General features: G+C 69.3%; 23 protein-coding genes. 17 read left to right on the plus strand and 6 right to left on the minus strand.

The window, feature by feature from the left end:
• The first annotated feature begins 260 nt into the window (after window positions 1-260).
• On the plus strand, window positions 261-1,979 hold the full coding sequence (locus QWG60_RS06850; protein ID WP_146907944.1) for a bifunctional protein-serine/threonine kinase/phosphatase: 1,719 nt from the start codon (window positions 261-263) through the stop codon (window positions 1,977-1,979).
• Between the two features lie 173 nt (window positions 1,980-2,152).
• On the opposite strand, the gene QWG60_RS06855 is transcribed toward QWG60_RS06850, so the two are convergent.
• A complete protein-coding gene (locus QWG60_RS06855; RefSeq protein ID WP_046080178.1) occupies window positions 2,153-3,412 on the minus strand; it encodes a 6-phosphofructokinase in 1,260 nt (419 codons plus the stop codon).
• 242 nt (window positions 3,413-3,654) lie between these two features.
• Between QWG60_RS06855 and mpl the strand changes: the two genes are divergently transcribed.
• The 3 genes from mpl to QWG60_RS06870 all read left to right on the plus strand — a co-directional run bounded on the left by mpl (window position 3,655) and on the right by QWG60_RS06870 (window position 6,372).
• Window positions 3,655-5,040, plus strand: coding sequence for a UDP-N-acetylmuramate:L-alanyl-gamma-D-glutamyl-meso-diaminopimelate ligase (gene mpl / locus QWG60_RS06860; RefSeq protein ID WP_107182071.1), 1,386 nt, complete (start codon window positions 3,655-3,657; stop codon window positions 5,038-5,040).
• A complete protein-coding gene (locus QWG60_RS06865) occupies window positions 5,030-5,659 on the plus strand; it encodes a flavin prenyltransferase UbiX (RefSeq protein ID WP_146907946.1) in 630 nt (209 codons plus the stop codon). The genes mpl and QWG60_RS06865 overlap by 11 nt, the downstream gene beginning before the upstream one ends.
• Window positions 5,660-5,748: 89 nt before the next feature.
• Window positions 5,749-6,372 carry a LysE family translocator gene (locus QWG60_RS06870; protein WP_173834997.1) on the plus strand — a complete coding sequence of 208 codons (624 nt, stop codon included), beginning with the start codon at window positions 5,749-5,751 and terminating at the stop codon, window positions 6,370-6,372.
• A gap of 104 nt (window positions 6,373-6,476) precedes the next feature.
• On the opposite strand, the gene QWG60_RS06875 is transcribed toward QWG60_RS06870, so the two are convergent.
• From QWG60_RS06875 to QWG60_RS06885, 3 genes are read right to left on the minus strand one after another with little or no spacing between them, the layout of a single operon-like run.
• Window positions 6,477-7,880, minus strand: a complete 1,404-nt coding sequence (locus QWG60_RS06875; protein WP_146907948.1) for a bifunctional DedA family/phosphatase PAP2 family protein — start codon at window positions 7,878-7,880, stop codon at window positions 6,477-6,479.
• 25 nt (window positions 7,881-7,905) lie between these two features.
• A complete protein-coding gene (locus tag QWG60_RS06880) occupies window positions 7,906-8,841 on the minus strand; it encodes a GGDEF domain-containing protein (RefSeq protein ID WP_146907950.1) in 936 nt (311 codons plus the stop codon).
• Window positions 8,834-9,703 carry a hypothetical protein gene (locus QWG60_RS06885; protein WP_146907952.1) on the minus strand — a complete coding sequence of 290 codons (870 nt, stop codon included), beginning with the start codon at window positions 9,701-9,703 and terminating at the stop codon, window positions 8,834-8,836. Before QWG60_RS06885 ends, QWG60_RS06880 begins: the two co-directional genes overlap by 8 nt.
• Window positions 9,704-9,793: 90 nt before the next feature.
• Between QWG60_RS06885 and QWG60_RS06890 the strand changes: the two genes are divergently transcribed.
• The 11 genes from QWG60_RS06890 (at window position 9,794) to lipB (ending at window position 20,120) form a co-directional block, all read left to right on the plus strand.
• Window positions 9,794-11,086 (plus strand): glutamate-5-semialdehyde dehydrogenase, encoded by a 1,293-nt coding sequence (locus QWG60_RS06890; protein WP_107182161.1) that lies wholly within the window; start codon window positions 9,794-9,796, stop codon window positions 11,084-11,086.
• 62 nt (window positions 11,087-11,148) lie between these two features.
• Window positions 11,149-11,775 (plus strand): nicotinate-nucleotide adenylyltransferase, encoded by a 627-nt coding sequence (gene nadD, locus QWG60_RS06895; RefSeq protein WP_107182160.1) that lies wholly within the window; start codon window positions 11,149-11,151, stop codon window positions 11,773-11,775.
• Between the two features lie 121 nt (window positions 11,776-11,896).
• Window positions 11,897-12,271: a ribosome silencing factor gene (gene rsfS / locus QWG60_RS06900; protein ID WP_107182067.1), complete on the plus strand. Its 375-nt coding sequence runs from the start codon at window positions 11,897-11,899 to the stop codon at window positions 12,269-12,271.
• On the plus strand, window positions 12,268-12,735 hold the full coding sequence (rlmH, locus tag QWG60_RS06905) for a 23S rRNA (pseudouridine(1915)-N(3))-methyltransferase RlmH (protein ID WP_035596195.1): 468 nt from the start codon (window positions 12,268-12,270) through the stop codon (window positions 12,733-12,735). The genes rsfS and rlmH overlap by 4 nt, the downstream gene beginning before the upstream one ends.
• 22 nt (window positions 12,736-12,757) lie before the next feature.
• Window positions 12,758-14,650, plus strand: coding sequence for a penicillin-binding protein 2 (gene mrdA / locus QWG60_RS06910; protein ID WP_107182066.1), 1,893 nt, complete (start codon window positions 12,758-12,760; stop codon window positions 14,648-14,650).
• The gene (gene rodA / locus QWG60_RS06915) at window positions 14,650-15,807 is read left to right on the plus strand and encodes a rod shape-determining protein RodA (RefSeq protein WP_035596189.1); all 1,158 of its coding nucleotides are present in this window, start codon (window positions 14,650-14,652) and stop codon (window positions 15,805-15,807) included. The genes mrdA and rodA overlap by 1 nt, the downstream gene beginning before the upstream one ends.
• A gap of 36 nt (window positions 15,808-15,843) precedes the next feature.
• A complete protein-coding gene (mltB, locus tag QWG60_RS06920; protein ID WP_046080186.1) occupies window positions 15,844-16,908 on the plus strand; it encodes a lytic murein transglycosylase B in 1,065 nt (354 codons plus the stop codon).
• A complete protein-coding gene (locus QWG60_RS06925) occupies window positions 16,905-17,831 on the plus strand; it encodes a septal ring lytic transglycosylase RlpA family protein (protein ID WP_046080187.1) in 927 nt (308 codons plus the stop codon). Before mltB ends, QWG60_RS06925 begins: the two co-directional genes overlap by 4 nt.
• A gap of 65 nt (window positions 17,832-17,896) precedes the next feature.
• Entirely contained in the window at window positions 17,897-19,093 is a 1,197-nt protein-coding gene (locus QWG60_RS06930; RefSeq protein ID WP_379826024.1) for a D-alanyl-D-alanine carboxypeptidase family protein, read from the plus strand.
• Window positions 19,094-19,165: 72 nt separating this feature from the next.
• On the plus strand, window positions 19,166-19,483 hold the full coding sequence (locus QWG60_RS06935; RefSeq protein WP_035596183.1) for an HP0495 family protein: 318 nt from the start codon (window positions 19,166-19,168) through the stop codon (window positions 19,481-19,483).
• 1 nt (window position 19,484) lies between these two features.
• Window positions 19,485-20,120 carry a lipoyl(octanoyl) transferase LipB gene (gene lipB, locus QWG60_RS06940; RefSeq protein ID WP_146907954.1) on the plus strand — a complete coding sequence of 212 codons (636 nt, stop codon included), beginning with the start codon at window positions 19,485-19,487 and terminating at the stop codon, window positions 20,118-20,120.
• Between the two features lie 108 nt (window positions 20,121-20,228).
• Here the strand turns inward: lipB and lipA are convergent, their stop codons facing one another.
• Together lipA and QWG60_RS06950 are read right to left on the minus strand one after the other, a co-directional pair.
• On the minus strand, window positions 20,229-21,287 hold the full coding sequence (gene lipA, locus QWG60_RS06945; protein ID WP_146907956.1) for a lipoyl synthase: 1,059 nt from the start codon (window positions 21,285-21,287) through the stop codon (window positions 20,229-20,231).
• Between the two features lie 138 nt (window positions 21,288-21,425).
• Complete coding sequence (locus QWG60_RS06950) at window positions 21,426-22,412, minus strand: LysR family transcriptional regulator (protein ID WP_146907958.1); 987 nt, start codon at window positions 22,410-22,412, stop codon at window positions 21,426-21,428.
• A gap of 149 nt (window positions 22,413-22,561) precedes the next feature.
• Here QWG60_RS06950 and QWG60_RS06955 point away from each other — a divergent pair, with 149 nt between their 5' ends.
• Both QWG60_RS06955 and QWG60_RS06960 read left to right on the plus strand, forming a co-directional pair.
• A complete protein-coding gene (locus QWG60_RS06955) occupies window positions 22,562-23,473 on the plus strand; it encodes an acetyl-CoA carboxylase biotin carboxylase subunit family protein (RefSeq protein WP_046080190.1) in 912 nt (303 codons plus the stop codon).
• Between the two features lie 114 nt (window positions 23,474-23,587).
• The gene (locus tag QWG60_RS06960) at window positions 23,588-26,134 is read left to right on the plus strand and encodes a DUF3141 domain-containing protein (protein WP_107182063.1); all 2,547 of its coding nucleotides are present in this window, start codon (window positions 23,588-23,590) and stop codon (window positions 26,132-26,134) included.
• The last annotated feature ends 102 nt before the right edge of the window (window positions 26,135-26,236 follow it).

Genomic DNA, 26,236 nt, shown 5'->3' on the forward strand with positions numbered 1-26,236 from the left:
GGGCGTCCTTCTATGGCTTATGGCCCTGGGCTTGTGGCCCTGGCGGGTGGCCGTCGGGTGAAATCCGGCGAATTATACGAGGCCGCTCCGGCGATTACCAACCCGACCTAGGTCGTCCGAGCGGGGATGTGGTCGTCGTGGCCCCGGTAGGCGGGTCGACGACGGGGGGGAGAGCCAGGCCCCCGGGCAGGCGTGTATCATGAGCGCCCATGGAGGGGGGCCTTGCGGTCTCGAAGTCGCTGACACACAAGGAGATCGTCGTGGCATCCGCGCAACTGTCATTGAGTTTCGGCCAGGCCTTCGTGGTGCCGGATCGCGGCCGGCATCGCAGTTCGATGTCGGTCTGCGTGCCCGACGAGACGGCGCTGCTGACGAGCAAGGGCGCCAGTGCGCTGATCACCGATTCCACCTCGCGCAACCCGCTGGCCAAGCAGGCGGGCGACCTCAGCGTGCAGGGGTTTCTGGCCGACTTCTACTCGACGCCCGAGCACTGGGGGGCCAAGGTGTCGGCGCACCGGGTGCTGCACGCCCTCAACGGCTGGTGCTACGGGCAGAGTCGTCAGGTCCGCGATGGTGGCTACGTGAGCTCGGTGTCGGCGATGGTCTATCAGGGCCAGACGGCGCATCTCTTTCATATGGGCGATACGCTGGTGTTCCGCCTGCGCGGAGCCGAGTTCGAGCAGCTCAGTCGCGATCACGTCACCGACCTTGGCGGCTACCGCTATCCCTCCCGGGCGCTGGGCATGGATGTCAGCCTCGATATCGACTACGTGGAGATGCCGCTCAAGCAGGGGGACATCTTCCTGTTCACCACCCAGGCGGTGCAGGGCACCCTGATGCCGTCGGACTACGTGCGACTGATCCGCGAGGACGCCAGCGACCTGCACGCGGCCTGCGAGCGCTTGGCCGAGACCGCCAGCGAACGGGCCCGGGAGCGCGGTTACGGCGGCGATCCGTTCTGCTTCCAGCTGGTGCGCATCGATGCGCTGCCCGAGGCTCAGGAGGATCGGTCGGACCGTTCCTACGGCGAGCTGCCGATCCCGCCGGAGCTGGCGGTGGGCGAACGGCTGGACGGGCTCGAGGTGCTGGAGGTGCTGTCGCGCACCGCCCAGTCGCGGGTCTACCGGGTGTGTGACACGCACACCGAGCGCGAGATGGTGATGAAGGCGCCGAGCCCGGAGCTCTCCAGTCGCAACGCCTACCTGGAGCACTTCCTGCTTCAGCAGTGGATCGTCGAGCGGGTGCGCTCGCCCTTCGTGGTGCGGGTGATGACGCCCTCGCGGCCGCGCCGTTACCTCTACTACCTGATGGCCTACGTGGAAGGCATGACGCTGGAAGAGTGGGCGCGGCGTCATCCCCGCGCCAGCCTCGGGCAGCGGCTCGATATCGCGACTCAGCTCGGCAAGGCGGTCCAGGCGCTGCACCGGCGCGACCTGCTGCATCAGCAGATCCATCCCGAGAACGTGCTGATCGATCGCCATGGCCAGGTGGTGCTGGCCGACTTCAGCGCCTGTCACCTGCGCGATGTGGACGGTCATCGGCGCTCGAGGGGGCTGCTGCGCCAGGTGGGGCTGACCGAGCACAGCGCGCCGGAGTACGCCATGGATGACGAGGTCGGCCGACGCAGCGACCAGTATTCGCTGGCCTCCACCGTCTACTGGCTGCTGACCGGCGCCTTGCCCTACGAGCTGCCGGTGAAGGACCTGCTGCGCCATACCGATCTGGAACGGATGCACTATCGCAGTGCCCAGGCGCTCAATCCCGAAGTGCCGGCGGCGCTCGACGCGGCCCTCAAGCGTGCCCTGATGCCTCAGCGGGCCCTGCGGTTCCGTCGCCTGTCGGAGTTCCTGCATGCCCTCAAGACGCCGAAGCCGGCGTCGGACGGGGGGCCGCCGAAGCGGGGTGGGGCGACGTGGTTCTGGCAGGTCGTGGCGGCCGCGCTGCTGGTGTTGCTGGTGCTGAGCTGGCTGTTGAGATAGGCATCCATTGGGGTCAGACCCTTAAGCGCCCCTGGTGCTGAGCTGGTTCCTGAGATAGGAATCGACGTGGGGTAGCCCCTTTGGCGCCGAGCTACAAGAAAACCCCGAAGGTTTTGCCTTCGGGGTTTCTGTTTCTCCAGGCGATTTCAGGCTGTTGACCTGCAGCCTGCCGCTCAGATGCTGAATGCCGGCAGCTTGCGTTCGACGCGATGCTTGGCCAGATGCGCGATCTTGGGCAGGCCGTTCTCGAACGGGGGGAAGTCCTCGCCCTGGATCAGCGGCGACAGGTAGCGGCGGCATTCCTCGGTGATGCCGAAGCCGTCCTCGCGGATGAAGTCGCGGGGCATGAACTTCTCGCGGTTGGCCACCTCGGCCAACGGCGCGGCCTCCACGGTCCAGGTGTAGGGGGCATCGCCGGTGCGCTTGATGGCCGGCATCTTGGCGTTGTCGCCGGCCAGCGCCAGCTCGACGGCTTTCTCGCCCACGGCGTAGGCCTGGTCCACGTCGGTCTTGGAGGCCAGGTGGCGGGCGGCGCGCTGAAGGTAGTCGGCCACGGCCCAGTGGTACTTGTAGCCCAGGTCCTGCTTTACCATGCCGGCGAGCGTCGGGGCCACGCCGCCCAGCTGGCGGTGGCCGAAGGCGTCGGTATTGCCGGAGTCGGCCAGGAAGGTGCCATCCTCGTAGCGGGCGCCCTCGGAGACCACGATCACGCAGTAGCCGTAGTCCTTGACGGACTGCTCGACCCGGGCCATCACCGCGGCACGGTCGAAGGCCACCTCGGGGAAGATCACCAGGTGCGGTGCGTCGCCTTCCTTGTCGCCGGCCAGGGCGCCGGCGGCGGCGATCCAGCCGGCATGGCGGCCCATCACCTCGAGCACGAACACCTTGGTGGAGGTGGCGCACATGGAGGCGATGTCGAGCGATGCCTCGAGGGTGGAGGTGGCGATGTACTTGGCCACGCTGCCGAAGCCCGGCGAGTTGTCGGTGATCGGCAGGTCGTTGTCCACGGTCTTCGGCACGTGGATGGCGGTCAACGGGTAGCCCATCTTCTCGGACAGCTGGGAGACCTTGAGGCAGGTGTCGGCGCTGTCGCCGCCGCCGTTGTAGAAGAAGTAGCGGATGTCGTGGGCCTTGAAGACCTCGATCAGGCGCTCGTACTGGGCGCGGTGGGTCTCGATGTCCTTGAGCTTGTAGCGACAGGAGCCGAATGCGCCGGCCGGGGTGTGGCGCAGGGCGGCGATCGCTTCGTCACTCTCCTCGCTGACGTCGATCAGGTCCTCGGTGAGGGCGCCGATGATGCCGTTGTGGCCGGCGTAGACCTTGCCGATCTGGTCGGAGTGGCGGCGGCAGGCCTCGATCACGCCGCAGGCACTGGCGTTGATCACGGCGGTGACGCCGCCGGACTGGGCGTAGAAGGCGTTGTGCTGGGCCATGGAGCTATCCTGTTGCTGGTCGCGTCAAGGGAAGGGCAGCCGTGGCGCGGCGAGCGCTTCCCGGCTTCGTCCCGAAAAGCCGCGATTCTAGCCCATCGCCCCCATGGCTGCATCCTGTCGGCGACACGCGACGTGCGACGCCTGACACGCGGCGCCGTGCGCTGGAGAGGTCGCAGGCGCCATGCTAGGCTGCCGCTTTTCGCCGGCCCGCCGGCACACCGACGTTCGGTAGCGGAGTTTGCATGCACCTTCATATTCTCGGCATCTGCGGCACCTTCATGGGCAGCCTGGCCCTGCTGGCTCGTGAGGCCGGCCATCGGGTCAGTGGGTCGGACGCCGGCGTCTATCCGCCCATGAGCACTCAGCTCGAGCAGGCGGGCATCGTGCTGACCGAGGGTTTCGCCGCCGAGAACCTCGAGCCGGCGCCGGACCTGGTAGTGATCGGCAACGCCCTCTCGCGGGGCAATCCCGAGGTGGAAGCGGTGCTCGACCGCGGCCTGCCCTATGTCTCCGGCCCCCAGTGGCTGGCCGAGCACGTGCTGCCCGGGCGGCGGGTGATCGCCGTGGCCGGCACCCACGGCAAGACCACCACCGCCAGTCTGACCGCCTGGCTGCTGGAGGCCGCGGGCCTGGCGCCGGGGTTCTTGATCGGCGGCGTGCCGCGCAACTTCGGCGTTTCGGCGCGGCTGGGTGGCGCCGATGCGCCCTTCGTGGTCGAGGCCGACGAATACGACACGGCCTTCTTCGACAAGCGCTCCAAGTTCGTGCACTACCGCCCCGAGATCGCGGTGCTGGGCAACCTGGAGTTCGACCACGCCGACATCTTTCCCGATCTGGCCGCCATCGAGCGCCAGTTCCACCACCTGGTGCGCACCGTGCCGGGCAAGGGGCGGCTGCTGGTGGCCGACGGCGAGCCGGCGCTTGAGCGCGTGCTCGAACAGGGTCGCTGGACGCCGGTGGAGCGCTTCGGCACCGCACCGGACAGCGCCTGGCATCTGGCCCTCGAGCGCGACGATGCCAGCCGTTTCCGGGTCGTGCATCGTCGCGACGACGGCGGCGAGGAAGTCGCGCTGGTCGACTGGTCGCTGAGCGGCGCCTACAACGCCCGCAACGCCGTGGCGGCGCTGGCCGCCGCCCACGCCTGCGGCGTCTCGCTGGCCGATGGTGCCGAGGCGCTGGCCCGCTTCGCCACCCCGCGGCGGCGGCAGGAGCTGCGCGGGGAGGTGGCCGGCATCCAGGTCATCGACGACTTCGCCCACCATCCCACCGCCATCGCCGCCACCCTCGGCGGGCTGCGGGCCTCCGCCCGGCAAGGGCGACTGCTGGCGGTGATCGAGCCGCGCTCCAACACCATGCGTCTCGGCACCCTGCGCGAGCGCCTGGCCGGCAGCGTGGCCGATGCCGACGCCGCCTACTGGTACCAGCCGGCGGGACTCGACTGGACCCTGGCGCCGGTGGTCGAGGCCAGCGGCCGGCCCGGCGGCGTGTTCGATGATCTGGACGGCCTGGTGGCGGCGCTGGTGGCCGAGGCGCGCCCGGGCGACCGACTGGTGGTGATGTCCAACGGCGGCTTCGGCGGTATCCATGAGAAGCTGCTGGCGGCGCTGGAGGTGGCCCATGGCGGCTGAGCACGGCAGCGAGCGCTTCGGCGCCCCGGTCACCGTGGCGCTGACCGGCGCCTCCGGCGCCCAATACGGGCTGCGCCTGATCGAGGCGCTGGTGGCGGCCGAGCGCGAGGTCTGGGTGATGATCTCCAAGGCCGCGCACCTGGTCATCGCCACCGAGACCGACAGCGACCTGCCGGCGCGCCCCGAGCGGCTGGCCGAGGCGCTCACCGAGCGCACGGGCGCCGCACCGGGGCAGATCCGCTGTTTCGGCCGCGAGGACTGGATGGCGCCGGTGGCCAGCGGCTCCGGCGCCAGCTCGGCGATGGTGATCTGTCCCTGTTCCACGGGCACGCTCTCGGCGGTGGCCTGCGGGGCCAGCAACAACCTGATCGAGCGCGCCGCCGACGTGGCGCTGAAGGAACGCCGTCAGCTGATCCTGGTGCCGCGTGAGACGCCGCTGTCGGCGATCCACCTCGAGCACATGCTGAACCTGACGCGCCTGGGGGCGGTGGTGATGCCGGCGGCGCCGGGCTTCTACCATCGGCCGGCCTCGGCCGAGGACCTGGTCGACTTCATCGTCGCGCGCATTCTCAATCAGCTCGGCATCGCGCATCGTCTGATGCCTCGCTGGGGCGAGTAGACCGGCCCGGGCCAGGGAGCGCCCGGACATGCCGCCGTCATGTCGGCCCGCCATGCTGAGCGGGTCGCAAGTTCAAGGAGGATCTTGTCATGATCTCGCTGTCTGTGCTGTCGGTGTTCGTGCCGACCTTCCTGCTGGTGTCGCTGACGCCGGGCATGTGCATGACCCTGGCCATGGTGCTGGGCATGACCCAGGGTGTGCGACGCACCCTGTGGATGATGATCGGCGAACTCGTCGGCGTGGGACTGGTCGCCGTGGCGGCCGGCGCCGGCGTGGCCACGCTGATGCTGAGCCAGCCGGCGCTGTTTGCGGTGTTCAAGTGGCTGGGCGGGGCCTATCTGGCCTATCTCGGCGTGATGATGTGGCGCTCCCGCGGTCGCATGGCGATTCCCGACAACCTCGAAAGCCAGGGCTGCGCCGGACGCCGGGAACTGGCCATGCAGGGCTTCGTCACCGCGGTGGCCAATCCCAAGGGCTGGGCCTTCTTCGTGGCCCTGCTGCCGCCGTTTCTCGACGCCTCGCGGCCGCTCGCCGCACAGCTGGGCGCGCTGGTGTCCATCATCCTGACCATCGAGTTCGTTGCCCTGCTGGCCTACGCCACCGGCGGCCAGACCCTGCGCCATCTGCTGGGCCAGGCCGACAAGGTGCGGCTGCTCAACCGCCTGGCCGGTACGCTGATGATCGGCGTCGGGGTCTGGTTGATCCTGGGCTAGCGTCGAGTGACAAGCGCCGAGCTAACAGAAAACCCCGAAGGTGCCAGCCTTCGGGGTTTTCTCATGCGTCGGACGGTTCACGCTATTGAGTTGCCGCTTGCGCCCTAAGCGGGCCCCAGCCAGGCGATGCGCGCGGCGACCAGCGCCAGCGACGCCGTGCCGAGCATCAGCCACGGGCAGGGCCGCAGGGTGCGGTGCGGCCGGCATTGCCAGGCGAGCTGTACCAGCGCGCAGACCACCAGCCCCATCAGGGCGCCGCCGATCAGGTCGCTCAGCCAGTGGACGCCCAGCACCAGCCGCGACAGCGCCATGGGCACGATGAGGGCGATGGCGCCCCAGTAGGCCCAGAAGCGGCGGGGCAGCGGCAGCTCCCGGGCGATGAAGGCCGCGGCCAGGCCGAACAGCACCACGGCAGTGGAAGTGTGGGCGCTGGGGTAGGAGAAGGAATCCGTCAGGTGCAGCGGCGTGTGCGGGCGGGCGCGGCCGATCAACGCCTTGCCGAGACCGTTGAGCGCGGCGATGCCGACCAGTCCGCCGACCAAGTGGCTCAGGATGTCGAGTCGCCCCCGGGCCAGCCACCACAGCGTCCAGGGCAGCATCAGGGCGATCACGCCATACAGGTCGCCGAGGCGCGCAAGGAGCTCGGCGAAGCCCGTCAGCCCGGGAATCGCCAGCTCGTTCAGCAGCGCATCGAGCCGCCGGTCCATGGGCAGCGGGCCGCCGTGCTGCAGCACCACCAGGGTCCAGGCCGACAGCGCGGTGAGTGAGGTCAGCAACAGCAGCCAGGTGCCGAGGGGCGCCTCGCGGCCTCGGCGGCGGGCCAGGGATCGCCACAGTCGGCGGCCATGGGGGTGGCGGCGCAGCAGGGCGGCCATGGCCCGATAGATCAGGCCGTCGTGGTGGGTCTGATGGCGCAGCCAGGAGAAGATCAGTGCCAGCACGACGACCAGGCCGCCGAGCCCCGCCAGCCAGGGGTGCAGGGCCTCGGGCACGCCCGGCAGGCGCTGCCAGGTGCGGCCGAGCAGATAGCCGGGCAGCACGTAGGCCGGCGCCCACAGGGCGGCCGAGCCGAGGTTGGCCAGGGTGAAGCGGCGCGGTGGCATGTGCAGCATGCCGGCGATCAGCGGAACCACCGGCCGCACCGGGCCGACGAAGCGGCCCAGGAAGACCGACAGCGCGCCATGGCGGTGAAAGAAGCGAGCGCCCTGGGCGAGCCATTCGGGGTAGCGGGACAGCGGCCACAGAGTAGTGACGCGCTCGCGTTGGGTGTAGCCCAGCCAGAAACTCAGGCCGTCGCCGATCACGGCGCCGACGAAGGCGGCAGACATCATCGCCGCGACCGATAGCTCCTGGTGGCCGGCCATGGAGGCGACGGCGGTGATCAGCACCACCCCGGGCACCAGCAGGCCCACGAGGGCCAGCGACTCCACCAGGGCGATGAGCGCGGTGAGCAGCAGCAGCATCGCTGGCGATGGCGTCAGCCGCTGAAGCAGGTCGACGAGGTCCAAGGTTCCCTCCTTGATCGATGGGGCGCTAGCCGGTGGCCAGGGCCTGGGTCATGGCCTGCAGGCGAGTCAGGAAGGAGGCTCGAGGTTCGCCTGGGCGTGGGGTTTCCATGCGCAGCCGCACTTCCAGCGGGCCGGTATCCATCAGCATCACCTGCTCCAGCGTCTGCTGCAGGCGCTGTTGGACCAGCAGCGCGCCGCTTTCCGTGGTGTCGGGCAGCACCAGCCAGAAGGCGGCTTCGTCCTCACGGCCCAGCGCGTCGAGTTCGCGACAGTCCTGGTGCACGCTGTAGCAGAACGTGGTCAGCATGGTGCGGCGCGTGGCGTCGCCGAACTGCTCGCGGGTCATGTCGAGCTGGGGCAGGTGGATCACCAGCACCGCCAGGGGGCGCTCGAGCAGGCGGGCACGTTCGAACTCGCCGATCAGGCGCTCGTGCAGCCGTGTGCGGGTCAGCGCCGTGCATTCCCGTTCCAGCGGGTCGGTGGCCTGCAGCAGCATGCGCTGGCGCAGGCGGTCCCACAGCGTCAGGGTGGCCACGGCGACCAGCGCCAGGTAGGTGGCGGCGAGGTCGGCGTCGGCCTTGCCGTTGCCGAGCAGCGCCAGCCAGATCGGCGTCAGGGCCAGGTTGAGGAAAATGGCGGGGCCCAGCGGCAGCAGCACCAGGGTGAGAATCGGCGGCAGGCCGATCCAGAGCGTCGGGTGCCCGCTCTGGTCAGGAAGCTCGACGGCGATCAGCAGGAAACCGCAGATCAGGGCCAGATAGGCGGAGGCGCGCGTCGGCGTTCTGCCGGTGGCGGCCAGCAGTGCGGCCAGGGCCATGACCGGGGCCAGCAGGGCGGGCAGCAGGATGCGTGCGTAGTGGCCCATCAGGTAGAACCACAGCGCCTGGCCGAGCAGCAGCAGGGTGGTGATGCCGAGCACCAGAAGGAACAGGCGCGGACGGGGTGTGCTCGTTTCAGTCATGATAGACGATCTCCCGGGCCTCGATGTGCCGGGCCTGGCGCTTCAGGGCGCGGCGTTCGCCCGACAGCGAGCCCAGCCGTGGCAGGGCGATGACCCGGACGCGAGCCGAGTCGTCGAGATCCGCCAGCAGGACCCGGCGCCGTTCGGCGGCCTGCTCGGCGTCGCGATGAATCAGCAGCAGCGCCAGGGTGCGTCGGTCCAGGCGGTAGCCGTTCTCGAACGGTCGGAGTCGCTGGCACAGTCGTTCGGCCAGCGGCCACAGCTGCCTTCGGCGGACGTGGAGCAGCACCAGTTCCACATGGCTGTCTTCCCGTCTGGCACGCTCTCGTTCGCGCTGCACGTCGTGGCGCAGGCACTGGCTCGGCCACAGGGGCAGTCCGGGAAGCAGTCGGGCGCGATGGCGGATCCTGCGCTGCAGGGCCTGAAGCTCCAGCGCGCGTGCCAGCCCCAGCAGCATCAGGCCGGCCAGCAGCAGGCCGGCCAGTGCCCATTGTTCCGTATCCAGCGAGGGGCGCAGGTGCCACCAGCTGGTGACGGCCAGCGCAGCGTTGAGCAGCAGCACCCAGCGAGGCTGAGGCACCATCAGCAGGATGGCCCAGGCCCACAGCCAGGTCAGGTGGCGGTCCGGCGTGACCCACAGCAGGGCGGCCAGCAGCAGCCCCGGCAGCAGTTGCCAGGGTACGGTGGCCGGATGGCGGCGGCGGCGGGCTGCCTGGCTGGCGGTCACCGTCAGCCACAGCGCGGCGAGGCCCAGCAGCAGGGCGTCCGGCAGCGTCTCGGCGGTGATGGCCAGGAAGCTGGCGAGGCCGGCAGCGATCAGCAGGTTGACGCGCATCAGCCCGACTTTGTACTTGCTCTGCATGGTGACTTAGTATGGGCTCCTTCCCGTTCCGACACGAGCCTGGGGCGCGGTCTGATGCCCCGCAGCGATTTCCTGGAGACACTCTACGGCATGACAGCTCACGCCTCCCACTCCGATGATGCCATCACCGACGTCGACGCCTACATGCAGCGCCTGGGCCAGCAGGCTCGCACCGCCGCCGCTCGCCTGCGCCGCGCCGACACCGCATCCAAGAACGCCGCCCTGAAGGCCATGGCCGAGCGCCTGGATGCCGCCCGCGACGCGGTGCTGGCGGCCAACGCCCGGGACCTGGAGCGCGGCCGCGAGAACGGTCTGGATGCTGCGCTGCTCGACCGCCTGGCGCTGAACGAGGCGCGCGTCGACGCCATGATCGAGGGCCTCCATCAGGTCGCGGCACTGCCTGATCCGGTGGGCGAGATCGACGGTCTGAGCGCCCGGCCGAGCGGCATCCAGGTCGGCCACATGCGGGTGCCGCTGGGCGTGATCGGTATCATCTACGAATCGCGGCCCAACGTCACCATGGAAGCGGCCAGCCTGTGCCTGAAGTCGGGCAACGCGGCCATCCTGCGCGGCGGCTCTGAGGCCCGTGAATCCAACGCCGCCATCGCGGCCTGCCTTCGCGAGGGGCTCGAACACGCCGGCCTGCCGGAGGCGGCGGTCCAGGTGGTGGCGACCACCGACCGCGCCGCGGTCGGGCGGTTGATCGGCATGCCCGAGTATGTCGACGTGATCATCCCGCGGGGTGGCAAGTCGCTGATCGAGCGTATCTCCCGCGAGGCGCGCGTGCCGGTGATCAAGCACCTGGACGGGGTCTGCCACGTCTATCTCGACGCCAGCGCGGACCGTGACAAGGCGCTGGCCATCGCCGTCAATGCCAAGACCCAGCGCTACGGCACCTGCAACACCATGGAGACCCTGCTGGTCGACGCCCCGGTGGCCGAGGACCTGCTCCCGGCCCTGGCCGCGGCCTACGCCGAGTACGGCGTGGAGCTGCGTGGCTGCGAGCGCACTCGGGCGATCCTCGCCGACGTCGCCCCGGCCAGCGAAGCCGACTGGGCGGCCGAGTACCTGGCGCCGGTGCTGGCGATTCGCGTGGTCGATGGCATCGACGACGCCATGGCGCATATCGAACGCTACAGCTCGCGGCACACGGATGCCATCGTCACCGAGAACTACACCCTGGCGCGGCGCTTCCTGGCCGAGGTCGACTCGAGCTCGGTGATGGTCAATGCCTCGACCCGCTTTGCCGATGGCTTCGAATACGGCCTGGGGGCCGAGATCGGCATTTCGACCGATCGCCTGCACGTGCGCGGCCCGGTGGGACTCGAGGGGCTGACCACGCGCAAGTACGTGGTGCTCGGTGACGGTCAGATCCGTCAGTGAACGAGGTATCGGTGAAGGCGGCGTCAGAGCGCGCGGCGGTCGAGGGCGCCCCGCGCATCGCCATGCTGGGCGGGACCTTCGACCCCGTCCATCTCGGTCACCTGCGCAGCGCCGTGGAGCTTCATGAGGCGCTGGGGCTCGATTGTGTGCACATGATGCCCGCGGCCCGGCCGCCTCTGCGGGGCGAGCCGCGCATCACCCCCGAGGAGCGCCTGTCGCTGCTGCGCCTGGGGATCGGCGATACCCCCGGGCTGATCGCCGACCCGCGTGAGCTCGAGCGCGAGGGGCCGTCCTACAGCGCCGATACCCTGGCGGAGCTGCGCCGGGAGTTCGGCCCCGAGGCGCGGCTGGTCATGGCGCTGGGCCACGATGCCTTCCTGCGCCTGGCCGACTGGCATGCCCCCGAACGGCTGTTCTCCCTGGCCCACCTGGTGGTGGTGGATCGCCCTGACCACGAGGCCGACCTGCCCGGGCCGCTCGCCGAGCTGATCGGCGGTCGTGAGGTCGAGACTCCGGCGGCGCTGATGGCCTCGCCGGCCGGCGGGCTCCTGCGCCTGCGGCTGTCGTCGCGCATGGCGATTTCCGCCACCGAGGTGCGTCGGCGCCTGGCGGAGGGGCGCAGCGTGCGCTATCTGCTGCCCGAGGCGGTCGAGGAACGAATCCTCTCCGCGGGACTCTACCGTCGCTAGCCGCCGGCGGCTCGGCGCAAAAAAACGTCGTCGAGCCGTCATCGGGCGCTGCCAGGCTTCGCCCGAGCCGGTACAATGGCGGCAACATCATTTTCCGCCTAGAGGGGCTGATACGAAGGGTATGCACATCGACGCACTCAAGACGCTGGTGCTGAATGCACTGGAGGAACTCAAGGCTCAAGACATCGCCGTCATCGACGTTTCCCACCTGACCAGCGTGACCGACCTGATGGTGGTCGCCAGCGGCACCTCCAGCCGCCACCTGGCGGCGCTGTCCAGCAAGCTGATCCAGACGGTGAAGGAAGAGGGCGTGGCGCCGCTGGGGGTCGAGGGTGAAAGCGGTGCCGACTGGGTGCTGGTCGACCTCGGCGACATGGTGGTGCATCTGATGATGCCAGAGACCCGGGCGCTCTATGACCTGGAGCGTCTGTGGGCCGACCTGCCGAGCGACGGCCAGGCGCTGGAGGAAGAAGAGCGGGCCCACGGCGCTTCATGAAGGTGAGACTGCTGGCCGTCGGCACCAAGATGCCCGACTGGGTGACCAAGGGCGTCGAGGAGTACCGCAAGCGCCTGCCGCGAGACTTCGCCCTCGAGATCGAGGAGATCGCCCCCGGGGCCCGGGGCAAGAACGCCGATACCCGCCGCGCCATCGCCCAGGAGTCCGAACGCCTGCGTGCCCGGCTCAAGGGCGACGAGCATCTGGTGGCGCTGGAGGTGGGCGGCAAGACCTGGAGCACAGAACAGCTGGCCGCCCAGGCCGAGGACTGGCGCCTCGGCGGGCGCGACGTGGTGCTGCTGGTCGGTGGGCCCGACGGGCTCGACCCGGCGCTGTCCGCCAGTGCCGACCAGCGCTGGTCGCTCTCGCCGCTGACGCTGCCGCATCCGCTGGTGCGCATCCTGCTGGCCGAGCAGCTCTATCGGGCCTGGACCCTGATGGTCGGCCATCCCTACCATCGCTGATCGCTCGAGGTCGCCGCCAAGCATGCGTCAGCCACGCGACACCCTGAAGAACCCCCAGCAGGAACTGCGGATCTTTCGCCTGCGCTCGCTGCTGGCGGTGGTCATCGTGCTGCTCCTCAGCGGCCTGCTGGCGGGCCGCCTGTTCTACCTGCAGGTGGTTCAGCACGAGAAATACAGCACCCGTTCCGAGAAGAACCGCGTGCGGGTCGAGCCGCTGCCGCCGACCCGCGGGCTGATCTACGACCGCAACGGCGAGCTGCTGGCCGAGAACCGGCCGACCTACAATCTGACGCTGGTGCGCGAGCGGGTCGACGACCTGGACGCGACCCTGGCGCTGCTGGTCGACCTGCTCGATCTGCCCGCGGATCAGGTCGAGGCCTTCCGCGAGCGCTCGCGTCAGCGTCAGCGCCCCTATCAGCCGGCGCTGCTGATGAGCGATCTCGACGAGGAGCAGATCGCCCGGCTGGCGGTCAACCGCCATCGGTTGCCCGGCGTCGAGGTCGAGGCGCAGCTGCTGCGCTACTACCCGGACGCCGAGGCCATGTCCCACGTGCTCGGCTATGTCGGCCGGATCAACACCGAGGAGCTGCAGCGGGTCGATGCCGGCAACTATGCCGGGACTCACTTCATCGGCAAGACCGGCGTCGAGCGCTTCTATGAGGACACGCTGCACGGTCAGGCGGGGCTGCGCAAGGTGGAGACCAATGCCCGCGGCCGGGTGCTGCGCGAGCTGGGGCACACCGACCCGGTGCCCGGGGAAAACCTGACGCTGACCCTGGACAAGGGGCTGCAACACCTCGCCGTGGACCTGCTCGACGGGCGGCGGGGCTCCATCGTGGCGATCGCCCCGCAGACCGGCGAGATCCTGGCCATGGCCTCGGTCCCGGGGTTCGATACCAACCAGTTCGTGACCGGCATCGACGTGGCCTCCTACCGGGCGCTGCAGCAGGACATCGACCTGCCGCTGTTCAATCGCGCCATCCGTGGCAGCTATCCCGCCGGCTCGACCATCAAGCCGTTCATGGCCATCACCGGCCTGCGCGACGGGGAGATCACCCCCGACGAGGTGATCTACGACCCCGGCTACTACCAGCTGCCCAACGATTCGCGCCGTTATCGCAACTGGCTGCGCTGGGGGCACGGGCGGGTGGATCTCGAGCGGGCGCTGGAAGTGTCCAACAACACCTACTTCTATTCCCTGGCCCACGAGCTCGGCATCGACCGCATCCACGACAGCCTGGCGCAGTTCGGTTTCGGCACCCGGGTGGCCGCCGACGTCTACGGCCAGGGCACCGGCCTGCTGCCGTCCCGGGACTGGAAACGGGCCCGCTTCGATCAGCCCTGGTATCCCGGCGAGACGCTCTCGGTGGGCATCGGCCAGGGCTATCTGCAGATCACGCCGCTTCAGCTGGCCTCGGCCACCGCGGTGCTGGCCAATCGCGGCGACTGGGTCAAGCCGCGCCTGGTGCGCGAGACCGGCGACGTGCCGATGCCGCTCGACCTGGACGATACGCCGCCGGACGTCGAGCTCGAGCATGCCGAATGGTGGGAGCGGGTCGTCTCGGGCATGGAGCAGGTGCTCTCCGGCAACGAGGGCACCGCGCGCCGTGCCGGGGCGGGGCTCGAGTATCGCATGGCCGGCAAGTCCGGTACCGCTCAGGTGTTCTCGCTGGGGCAGGATCAGCGCTACAACGCCGACGAGCTCAAGGAGCGGCTGCGCGACCATGCCCTGTTCATGGCCTTCGCACCGGTGGAAGACCCGCAGATCGCGGTGTCGGTGATCATCGAGAATGCCGGCGGGGGCAGCAGCCATGCGGCCGCTCCGGCCCGGGCCATGACCGACTACTGGCTGCTCGAGCGCGATCACGGCGAGATCCCGCCGGAAGAGGAAGCCGACATCGAGGGAGAGGGATGATGGCCATGGTCGACGTGCTGCTGCGTCGCCCGCACCCGGTGAAACCCACCGCCAGCGGGATGTCTCGCAAGCGCAGCCTCTGGGAGCGCATTCACCTCGACCCCTGGCTGCTCGGCCTGCTGCTGGCGCTGATGTCGGCCGGCCTGGTGGTGCTCTACAGCGCCGGCGGGCAGAGCATGCATATCGTCATCGCCCAGGCGATTCGCTTCGGGGTCGCCCTGGCGGGCATGGTGATCATCGCCCAGTTCTCGCCGGCCACCCTGCTGCGCTGGGCGCTGCCGGCCTATCTGGTGGGCATGCTGATGCTGCTGGCGGTGGAGATCATGGGCGACATGGGCATGGGCGCCCAGCGCTGGCTGGAGATCCCCGGGGTGGTGCGCTTCCAGCCTTCCGAGATGATGAAGCTGGCGGTGCCGATGATGGTGGCGGCCTGGCTGAGTCGTCGCGAGCTGCCGCCGCGCTGGCAGGACCTGCTGGTCTGTGCGCTGCTGATCGGCGCGCCGGTGCTGCTGATCGCCCGTCAGCCCGACCTCGGTACCTCGCTGCTGGTGGCCATGGCGGCGGTTTTCGTGATCCTGCTGGCCGGGCTGTCGTGGCGCATCATCGGGGTGCTCGCCGCGCTGGCCGCCGCCGCGCTGCCGCTGCTGTGGATGAACATGCACGACTATCAGCGCCAGCGGGTGCTGACCTTCCTGTCCCCCGAGAGCGACCCGCTCGGCGCCGGCTGGAACATCATTCAGTCGACCACCGCCATCGGCAGTGGCGGGGTCTGGGGCAAGGGCTGGCTGCAGGGGACTCAGTCGCAGCTGGAGTTCCTGCCCGAGAGCCACACCGACTTCATCGTCGCGGTGCTCGGCGAGGAGTTCGGCATGATCGGCATGCTGGCCTTCCTGGTGCTGTATCTGCTGATCGTGTGCCGTGGGCTGTGGCTCGCGGGGGCGGCACAGGAGTCCTTCGGGCGTCTGCTGGCCGGCAGCATCATCCTGACCTTCTTCATCTATGTCTTCGTCAATATCGGCATGGTCAGCGGCATCCTGCCGGTGGTCGGCGTGCCGCTGCCGCTGGTCAGCTACGGGGGGACCTCCAGCGTGACCTTGCTGGCCGGTTTCGGTATTCTCATGGCCATTCACTCGCACCGCCGCCTGCTGCCGCGCTAGCGCGGCCGGCGGGCCGACAGACTCAGGGAGAGACGCATGACGGTGACGATGTCGCGACACGGACGCCGCTGGTTGGGCCTGGCCCTCGGCGGCCTGCTGGCGGGCTTGTCCGCCGGCGTTTCGGCGGCGGATTTCGATCCGCAGCAGGGCAAGGTCCGGGCACTGGTGGATGAAGTGGCCGAGCGCGGCATCGACCGCGACTGGGTCGAGCGGGCCATGGGCCGCGCCGAGTTCCGCCAGGAAGTGCTCGACGCCATGTCCGGCGCCGCCGAGCATCGCATGGTGTGGCACGACTATCGCGATATCTTCCTCGGCGAGGAGCGCATCCAGCAGGGCGTGGCCTTCATCGACGCCCATCGCGAAGCCTTCGAACGCGCCGAGGCCGAGTACGGCGTGCCGCCGGAGATGATCGCCGCAATCCTTGGCGTCGAGACCCGATACGGCCGGATCACCGGCGATCATCGGGTGCTCGACTCGCTGTCGACCCTGGCCTTCAACCACCCGCGGCGAGGCGACTTCTTCCGCGGCGAGCTCGCTGCCTTCCTCGAGATCACCTATCGCCAGGAGGTCGATCCGGCCAGTATCGAGGGCTCCTATGCCGGCGCCATGGGCTACCCGCAGTTCATCCCCACCAGCTATCGCGCCTATGCGGTGGACTTCGACGGCGACGGCCATCGCAACCTCTGGACCAATCCCGTGGATGCCATCGGCAGCATCGCCAACTACTTCGCCGAGCACCGCTGGCAGCCGGGGGCGCCGATCTACCACGAGGCCGAGGGACCGAGCGCGCGCCCCGATGGCATCACCTTCAACGCCGCACGGCCGCCGAGCGTGAGCGTTGGCGAGCTGGCCGCGGCGGGCATCGAGAGCGAGGCGGCGCTGGCCGCCGACACCCAGGTGGTGCCGCTGGCGCTGGAGATGGAAGACGGCAGCCTGCGCTACCGTTTCGGTCGCGACAATTTCTACGTCATCACTCGCTATAACCACAGCTATCTCTATGCCATGGCGGCCACCGAGCTGGCCGAGGCCATCGCCGAGGCGGAAGGGCGCCAGGCCGACTGGTTCACCGCGACCGCCGCCGACCCGGAGGAACGCCCATGAAGGCCTGGTGGATGCCGCTGCTGGCCACGCTGGTGTTGACCGGCTGTGCCGGTGGCGGCGGTACCGCGCCGGCGCCGTCCGGGCAGGCGAGCGTCGACGACGGCGCCGCCGACGACGGTGGGCGCTACGCCATGAGCAGCGACGCCTATCCCGAGGAGCCGCCCGACGTCAGCCAGGTGCCGGATGCGGTGCCGCGCGTCGAGCCACGCTCCCGGGCCGGCAATCGTTCGACCTACGAGGTGTGGGGCAAGACCTATCACGTGCTGGACGACGCCACCGGCTATGAGCGCCGAGGCACCGCGTCCTGGTACGGCGAGAAGTTCCAGGGCTATGCCACGTCCAACGGCGAGATCTACGACATGTACAAGATGAGCGCCGCTCATCGCTCGCTGCCGCTGCCGAGCTTCGCGAGGGTCACCAACCTCGACAACGGCCGCTCGGTGATCGTGCGCGTCAACGATCGTGGTCCCTTCCACAGCGAGCGCGAGATCGATCTCTCCTATGCCGCGGCGGCGCGCCTCGACATCCTCGATCACGGTACCGGCCGCGTGCGGGTCGAGGCGATCGACCCCGTGGCCTGGCAGGCCGAGCACGGGGGCGGTGCCGATGATGCTCGGGCCGTGGCGTCCGTCGAGGCCTCGGTGCCGACCGAGCCCGTCGACGCGGCCCCGGCCCGCGCCCCGGCGTCTGAGGACGCCGTCTATCTGCAGGTCGCGGCGCTGGGCTCTGCCGAGGGCGCTCGCGAGCTCAAGGTCCGGCTGCAGGATGCGCTGTCAAAGCCGGTGCGGGTGGCCTCCGAGGCCGGCCTGCATCGCGTTCAGGTCGGCCCGCTGGCCGGCCGAACCCAGATCGACCCGGTGCGCGGCGAGTTGCGCCGGGCCGGTTTCGACGAGGCCTTTGTCGTCGATACCAGGGCCGACTGAGTCGGCCCCGAATCTTACCGATGTTCCCGAAGAGACTGTCCTTCATGAAACCCCTGAGCTACATCATGCTACGTCGGCTGCTGCCGATTCTGTTGATCTGCCTGTCGCTGGTGTCCTCGCCGCTGCTGGCGCAGATGCCTCAGCCCGATACCGCCGCGATCCCGCGGTCGGTGATTCCGTCGCCGCCGCGGCTGGCGGCCAGCTCCTGGATCCTCATGGACGCCGACAGCGGTCGCGTGCTGGCGCAGCACAATCCCGACGAGCGCCTGCCGCCGGCCAGCCTGACCAAGCTGATGACCGCCTACCTGGTCGAGCGCGAACTCGAGAGCGACAACATCTCGCCGGACGACATGGTGCCGATCAGCGAGAAGGCCTGGCGCACCGGGGGCTCGAAGATGTTCGTCGAGGTCGGCGATCGGGTGCCTGTCAGCGAGCTTCTGCACGGCATCGTCATCGTCTCCGGCAACGACGCCAGCGTGGCCATGGCCGAGTACCTGGCCGGCGGTACCGAGCCCTTCGCCGATCTCATGAACCAGCACGCCGTGCAGCTGGGGATGACCAACACTCACTACGAGAATCCCACCGGGCTGCCCCACGACAACCACTATTCCTCGGCCCGTGACCTGTCGATCCTGGCTCAGCACATCATCAACGACTATCCGGACCACTACCGGATGTACGAGCAGAAGCACTTTACCTACGGCGGGATCGAGCAGCCGAACCGCAACCTGCTGCTGTGGCGGGATGCCAGCGTCGACGGCCTGAAAACCGGCTGGACCGAGGCCGCGGGCTACTGCCTGGTAGCGTCCGCCGAGCGCGACGACATGCGCCTGATCTCGGTGGTGATGGGCACCGACTCCAAAGAGGCGCGGGCCCAGGAGTCCCAGAAGCTGCTCAGCTACGGTTTCCGCTACTACGAGACGCTCAAGCTCTATGATCAGGGAGCCGTGCTCAACACCCCGCGGGTGTGGGGTGGCGATCGCAACGAGCTCAAGGTCGGCGTGGACGAGGACGTGCACATGACCGTGCCCCGCAATCGCGACCAGGAGCTGACTGCCAAGCTGGATATTCGCTCCGACATCACCGCGCCGATCGCCGCCGGCGAGCAGGTGGGCACCATGGAAGTGCGCCTCGGCGACGAGGTGGTGGGGCAGCGCCCGCTGCTGGCCCTGGAGCCGGTCGAGGAGGGTGGCTTCTTCAAGCGCCTGTTCGACAAGGTGCAGCGCTTCTTCATCAACCTGGTGGGCGGCTTATTCGACTGAGCGGGGTCGCCTTGGTGGCCGGGCGTGGGTCGCGTAGAATGAAGGGTCGACATGCTTTCGGACGGTTGACGGATGAGCAACAAGACCCTGCGCGACCTGCGCCAGCCCAGCACCACCGCTTCCGGCGGTGGTGAACCCCCCAGGATCGAATTCCCCTGCGACTACCCGGTCAAGGTCGTGGGCGACGCCGCCGAGGACTTCACCGCGGTGGTGTGCCAGGTGGTGACCCGCCACGATCCCGAATTCGATGCCAACGCCATCCAGGTCGTGCCGAGCCGCAACGGGCGTTTCGTCTCGGTGCGCATCACCCTGCGCGCCACCGGCGAGGCTCAGCTCCAGGCCCTGTTCGCCGAGCTCAAGGCCTGTGAGCGCGTGCACATGGTGCTCTGAGATGGTGTCTCTGACGCTGCATCGCCTCGGCCGGCAACCCTACGAGCCGGTATGGCGGGCGATGAGCGAGCTGACCGATACCCGCGACGCCGAGACACCGGACCAGATGTGGCTGGTCGAGCACGACCCGGTGTTCACCCAGGGGCGTGCCGGCAAGCCCGAGCATCTGCTGATGCCCGGCGATATCCCGGTGGTGCAGACCGATCGCGGCGGCCAGGTCACCTATCATGGCCCCGGCCAGGTGGTGCTCTATCCGCTGCTGGACGTGCGACGCGCCGGCATCGGCGTGCGCGAGCTGGTCAGCGCGCTGGAGAATGCCGCCGTCGCGCTGCTGGCCGGGTACGGCATCGAGGCCCATGCCCGTCCGGACGCCCCCGGTGTCTACGTGGGCGAGGCCAAGATCGCCTCGCTGGGCCTGCGAATCCGGCGTGGGGCGAGCTTCCACGGCATCGCCCTGAACGTCGACGGCGATCTGTCGCCCTTCGGTCGCATCAATCCCTGCGGCTACGCCGGCCTGGCGATGACCCGGGTGGCCGATCTGGTGGATGACGCGCCGTCGGTGGCGGATGTCGGCGAAGCGCTCGCCGCCTGTCTGGCCCGTGAGCTGGATCGAGAGCTGGTGCCGGTGGAAGAGTAGGGCATTGCCCGGCCGGATGCTCGGATGAGGTCCAGGCCAGCCGATGCGCAACGAAAAAGCCCGAGGCGTCTGCCTCGGGCTTTTTCATGTCGGCGCCTGCGCGTTGCGTCAGCTGACGTTACGGGCGGGGATGATGTTCGGATCGGCCTGCTGGCCCGGCACCTCGGCGGGGGAGGCGAGCTCCAGGCCCAGGTTGTTGTTCTCGAACACCCGGTCGGCGCGGTAGCTGGAGCGCACCAGCGGGCCGGACGGCACTTCCATGAAGCCCTTCTCGAGGCCCTTCTGGCGATAGTGCTCGAACTCCTCGGGGGTGACCCAGCGCTCCACCGGCAGGTGGTTGCGGGTCGGACGCAGGTACTGGCCGAGGGTGACGATGTCGACGCCGATCTCGCGCAGGTCGTCGAAGGTCTGCATGATCTCTTCCTCGGTCTCGCCGAGGCCGACCATCAGGCTGGTCTTGGTGATCACGTCCGGGCGATGGCGCTTGGCGTGGGCCAGCACCTCGAGGGTCTTGCGGTAGCCGGCGCGGGGGTCGCGCACGCGGTGGGTCAGGCGTTCCACGGTCTCGACGTTCTGGGCGAACACCTCGAGGCCGGCGTCCACCACCTTCTCGATGGCGCTGGGCGCGCCGTCGAAGTCCGGCGTCAGGGCCTCCACTGCGACCTCGGGGGTGCGGGCCTTGATGGCGCGGATGCAGTCGGCATAGTGGCCGGCGCCGCCATCGGGCAGGTCGTCGCGGTCCACCGAGGTGAGCACGATGTAGCGCAGGCCCATCAGCTCCACCGACTTGGCGGTGTTCTCGGGTTCCTCGGTGTCCAGCCAGCCCTTGGGGTTGCCGGTGTCGACGGCACAGAAGCGGCAGGCCCGGGTGCACACCGAGCCCATCAGCATGATGGTGGCGGTGCCGTTGCTCCAGCACTCGCCCATGTTGGGGCAGTGGGACTCGGCGCAGACCGTGCTCAGCCGATGCTCGGCCACGTTCTTCTTCACGGCGTCGAAGCGCTCGCCGCCGGGGATCTGGGCCCGCAGCCACTTGGGCTTGCGGCCCAGTTCGGGGCTCTCTTCGGCCTGCTGGCGCGCCTTCATGCCATCCTTGATGGCCGTGGCGCCGTGTTCGTTGCGGTATTTCTCGCCGCTGGACACTGACTTGCTGGTGTTGTCGCTCATGAGCTGGCGTTTCTCCACTCGGCGGCCGGTCGCCGCGCGTCTCGCCCTCGGGCGGCCGGTGGTGCTGTCTAGGATCTGTCTATCCGGAATCTTTGGGTGCTTAAACTACCATATTTGCTGTCCGGCTGGACAGGCGCCTCAGGAGAGGGCACTGGGCAGGCAGGCCACGCCGTGGCTGGGCAGGGGCGCGGGACCGGCGTCGAAATGGTGCTGCCATTCGTCCAGATGACGCCGCACGAAGCGCAGGAACAGCTCGGTGACCGGCGTGGGGAAGCGCTCCCGGTGGTAGACGGTGCACCAGGAATGTCGCAGCGGGAAGCCGGGCAGGTCGAGGGTCGCCAGCAGCCCGGCCTCGAGTTCCAGGCGCACCGCCAGGCGTGGCAGCACGGCCACCCCGAGCTGGGACATCACGCCCTGCTTGACCGCCTCGTTGGTGCCCATCTCGATGGCGTGGTTGAGGCGCACGTCCTGGTCGGCGGCGAGCTCCTCCAGGGCGCCGCGCACGCCGGAGCCGGGTTCGCGCATCAAGAGGTAGTGGCGTGCGAGGTCCTCGAGCGTCGGTTGCCGTGCGTCGAGCAGCGGATGGCCCGGCCACACCACCGGGATCATCTCGTTGTCGAGGATCGGCATGAACTCCAGGGCGTCGTCGTCCGGCACCCGGGCCATGATCACCAGGTCGTCGCGGCGCTCGGCCAGTCGCTCCAGGGCCTGGCTGCGGTTGCACACCCGCAGGCGGATCTGGACGTTGGGATAGTGGGCGCGAAAGCGCGCCAGCAGGTGGGGCACCACGTACTGGGCGGTGGAGACCGCCGCCAGGTTGAGTTCGCCGGTGATGGTGCCCTCCAGATCGGAGAGGCTCATCTGCAGCCGCGAGATCTGGCCGAAGATGGCCTGGGTCGAGGCGGCCAGGGCATCGGCGGCGGGCAGGGCGTGCAGGGTGCGGCCGGCATACTTGAACAGTGGATGGCCGAGGGCCTGCTCGAGCTGGCGCACCTGGGCGCTGACCGCCGGCTGGGTCAGGCCCAGGGTCTCGGCCGCCCGGGAGTAGGACTGGCGTTCGTAGACGGCGCGGAATACCTGGAGCTGGCGGAAGGTCAGGCGGTTGAGCAGCTTGGGCGTGGTCATGGATCATCCGTTGCGGCGGCGCGGGAGCGTCCGGCGGGGTGCCCGTTCATGCTAGCATCTCGAGCCTGCCCGCCGGTAATGTCCGACATTCGGCGCCTCCCGTTCGCCGCTCGCTCGGCCCCGTCGACTTCCGCCAGTGGAAACCGCTCATGATCTCTTCGCACCCCCTTCCTCGCCGGCCGCTGATCGTGGGCGATGGCGTCGCGGCCCTGCGGCTGCGTCAGGCCGCCCGGGAGCTGGGCATCACGACCTACAGCGCCGAGGGTGAGCCCGAGGGGCTGGTGGCCAGGGCGCGAGAGCTCGGCTGTGATGCCCTGCATCCCGGCGAAACGCCGCCCTCGTATCAATGGCGGATGGCCACCGCCTGCCGCGAGGCCGGACTGCGCTTTCTCGGGCAGAGCAAGACGCTGCTCGCCGCCATGACCGACGAGGGGACCATGCGACGCCTGATGCAGGAGGCCGGATTGCCGCTGGCCCCGGTCGAGGCCACGGGGCCCCAGGTGCGCGTCTCGCTGCTGGCCGACGGCGCGGGCCGGGTGGTGCATCTGGCGCCGCGTCAGACGCTGCCGGACGGTTCGTCGCTGGCGCCGCTGGCCTGGCTGACGCCCGAGCGAAGCGCCTACCTCGGCCGGCTGGCCGGGCAGGGCGTGGCGGCGCTCGGGGCGACGGGGCTGGTCGAGGCGAGGTTTCGCGTGGTCGACAATGCGGTGGGCTTCGATGCCCTGGCGCCCGGGCCGAACGGTGAGGAAGCCCTCGACGAGTCGCTGTTCGGCCTCGACCCGCTGCTGACCCAGTGGCGCCTTTGGAGTGGCGAGCGGCTGGGCGAGCGCCAGAGTGGCCTGCGCGCCCGGGGGCATGCCCGGCTGTGGCGTCTGACCCTGCCCGAGGGCGCGCGTCTCGACGGCGGCCCCGGCGTTCGTCTGGACAGCGCCGGTCCCGGTCATGCCTCGCGGCTGGTGGTCTGGGGGCGGCGCCCCGGGGATCTTCACGGGCGGACGCGGCGGGCGCTGTCGGCCCTGCTGGGAGAGGACGAGGCGCGGAAGCGCCTGGCCGATGACTGAGTCTGGTCTCGCGTCGTGGCGATGTCTGGGTTATATTGCATTGCAGCAAAGGCGGTTCGGCGCTGGAGGCGTGTCCGCCTTTCCCCCCATGGCGACCCATGGAGTGCCGATACGATGATGCCCCTCATGACGACCCTGCCTCCCGCCCTGGCGTCCTGGATGGACCCCTTCGGCTTCGGCCGTGCGGCCTTCGACTACTGGCGCGACGGCCTGGAGCGCAGCACGCTCTACCTGGATGTCATGCGCGAGCGTGGCAACCAGTACCTGGAACACATCGAGAAGACCAAGCCCAACGTGCTCGGCTTCGACGCCGACGTGCTGGTGGACGGGCGCGATCTGCCGCGCCCGGTCAACTACGAGCTGATGCGGGTCCTGCCCCCCGAGGGGGTGGAGACCGATCCCCTGATGCGGCCTTTCGTGGTCGTCGACCCGAGGGCCGGCCACGGGCCGGGGATCGGCGGTTTCAAGCCGGACAGCGAGCTCGGCGTCGCGCTGCGTGCCGGCCATCCCTGCTATTTCATCGGCTTTTTGCCTTACCCCGAACCCGGCCAGACGGTCGAGGACGTGGTCGACGCCGAGGTGGCCTTCCTGCGTCACGTGATCTCGCTGCATACGGATACCGCCGAGAAGCCGATGGTGGTCGGTAACTGCCAGGCCGGCTGGCAGATCATGATGGCCGCGGCGCTGGAGCCCGAGGTGTTCGGGCCGATCCTGATCGCCGGGGCGCCACTGTCCTACTGGGCCGGCCACCGCGGTCAGGCGCCGATGCGCTACACCGGCGGGATGACCGGCGGCAGCTGGGTGACCTCCCTGCTCAGTGACCTGGGCGACGGTCTGTTCGACGGCGCCTGGCTGGTGCAGAACTTCGAACGACTGAACCCGGCCAATACCTGGTGGAGCAAGCAGTACCACCTGTATTCCCGCGTCGATACCGAGGCCGAGCGCTACCTGGACTTCGAGCGCTGGTGGGGCGGCCATGTGGTGCTGGGCGGCCAGGAGATCCAGTACATCGTCGACAACCTGTTCGTCGGCAATCGCCTCTCCACCGCTCAGATGGTGACCGCCGACGGCCGGCGCATCGACCTGCGCAACCTGCGCTCGCCGGTGGTGGTGTTCTGCTCGCGGGGAGACGACATCACGCCGCCGCCCCAGGCGCTCGGCTGGGTACAGGATCTCTACGAAGACACCGACGACCTGGTCGCCAACGACCAGACCATCGTCTACTGCGTGCACGACACCACCGGGCATCTGGGCATCTTCGTGTCGGGCAGCGTGTCGCGCAAGGAGCACGCCGAGTTCACCGCCAACATGGATTACATCGACGTGCTGCCGCCGGGGCTCTACGAGACCGCGATCTCGCGGGCCGAGGATCGTCCCGATGCGGAGCTCATCGAGCGCGACTACCTGCTCGAGTTCCAGCCGCGCAGCGTGGCGGAACTGGATCGGGAGATTCAGCACCGGGACGACGACGAGCGACGCTTCGCCACCGTGGCTCGGGTCTCCGAGATCCATCAGGGCCTTTACCGGACCTTCCTCCAGCCCTGGGTGAAGGCGCTGGCCACGCCCGAGTCCGCCCACTGGATGCGTCGCATGCATCCCAACCGGATGGGCTACCGACTGCTCTCCGATCGCAACCCGCTGATGGTGCCGGTGCCGGTGCTGGCCGACCGGGTCCGCCGCGATCGTCACGAAGTTGGCGAGGACAACGTCTTTCGCGCCCTCGAGGGCGTGGTGTCGAGCCAGATCACCCATGCCCTGGAGGCCTGGCGCGAGCTGCGTGACCGCAGCCTCGAGCGCTGGTTCCAGGATGTCTACGGCCAGCCGCTGTTGCAGGTGCTGGTCGGCCTCGGCGGCGACGCGCCGGTCAGACGTCATCCGGGCGCCGAGCCGGAGCAGCGTCGCTTCGTGCAGCAGCGCCGGCAGGCGATGCACGAGAAGGTGGCGGAAGGCGGCAGCCACGAGGCGGTGATGCGCTCGGTGATCTACGTGCTGGGCGGGGCGCCCGCCACCGACGGGCGCAACTTCCAGCGCCTGCGGGCCTCGCGTGCCGAGCTGGAGCCGGATGCCCGGCTGGCCGACTTCAAGCACCTGGTGCGCGAGCAGTTCTTCATCCTCGAGCAGGACCGCGAGCTGGCGCTGGAGGCGATTCCGACGCTGCTGGAAGGGCTCGCGGCCGACGAGATCGACGCGCATCTGGAGCACATCGATCACGTGCTGGCGGCCAGCGGTGAGCTGAGCGAGCGTGCCGCCAGGCGCTTCGCACGCATTCGTACGCTGTTCGAGAGCGCCCGGCCCGAGGCTCCGGCGCCATCGTCCTCGCCCGACGACACGCCCGGGGAAGGCGGAACGTCCGGGTCGGCCAAGCCGGCCGCCGCTCAGTCGGAAGCGTCTTCGGCCTCTGATGCTCCTGCGCCATCGGCGTCGACCCAGGTCGCCGAAACGCCTGAAGCGCCGAAGACGGGCCCGGCCGCCAGGAAGGCCGCTCCGGCCAGGGATGCCACGGCCAAGAGCGCTCCGAGCAAGGCGGCTACGGCGTCCAAGACCGCTTCGTCAGAGGCGTCCGCCAAGGCCGAGGAATCGCCGGCCAAGAGCGGGACGCGCCGCAGCGGCACGCGTCAGGCCGCCGCGCGGCGACGCAAGTCGCCTCCGTCCGACGACTGAGGCTCATCCGTCCTGGCTTTGCGCCCCTGCCGGTTTGCCGGCGGGGGCGCCTGCGTTTGGGGTGGCGCTTGCCGAGCCGGAGGCGGACGTCTAGGGTCAAAG

Origin of the sequence: Halomonas halophila, from assembly GCF_030406665.1 — a bacterium.
In the GTDB taxonomy this organism is placed as follows: domain Bacteria; phylum Pseudomonadota; class Gammaproteobacteria; order Pseudomonadales; family Halomonadaceae; genus Halomonas; species Halomonas halophila.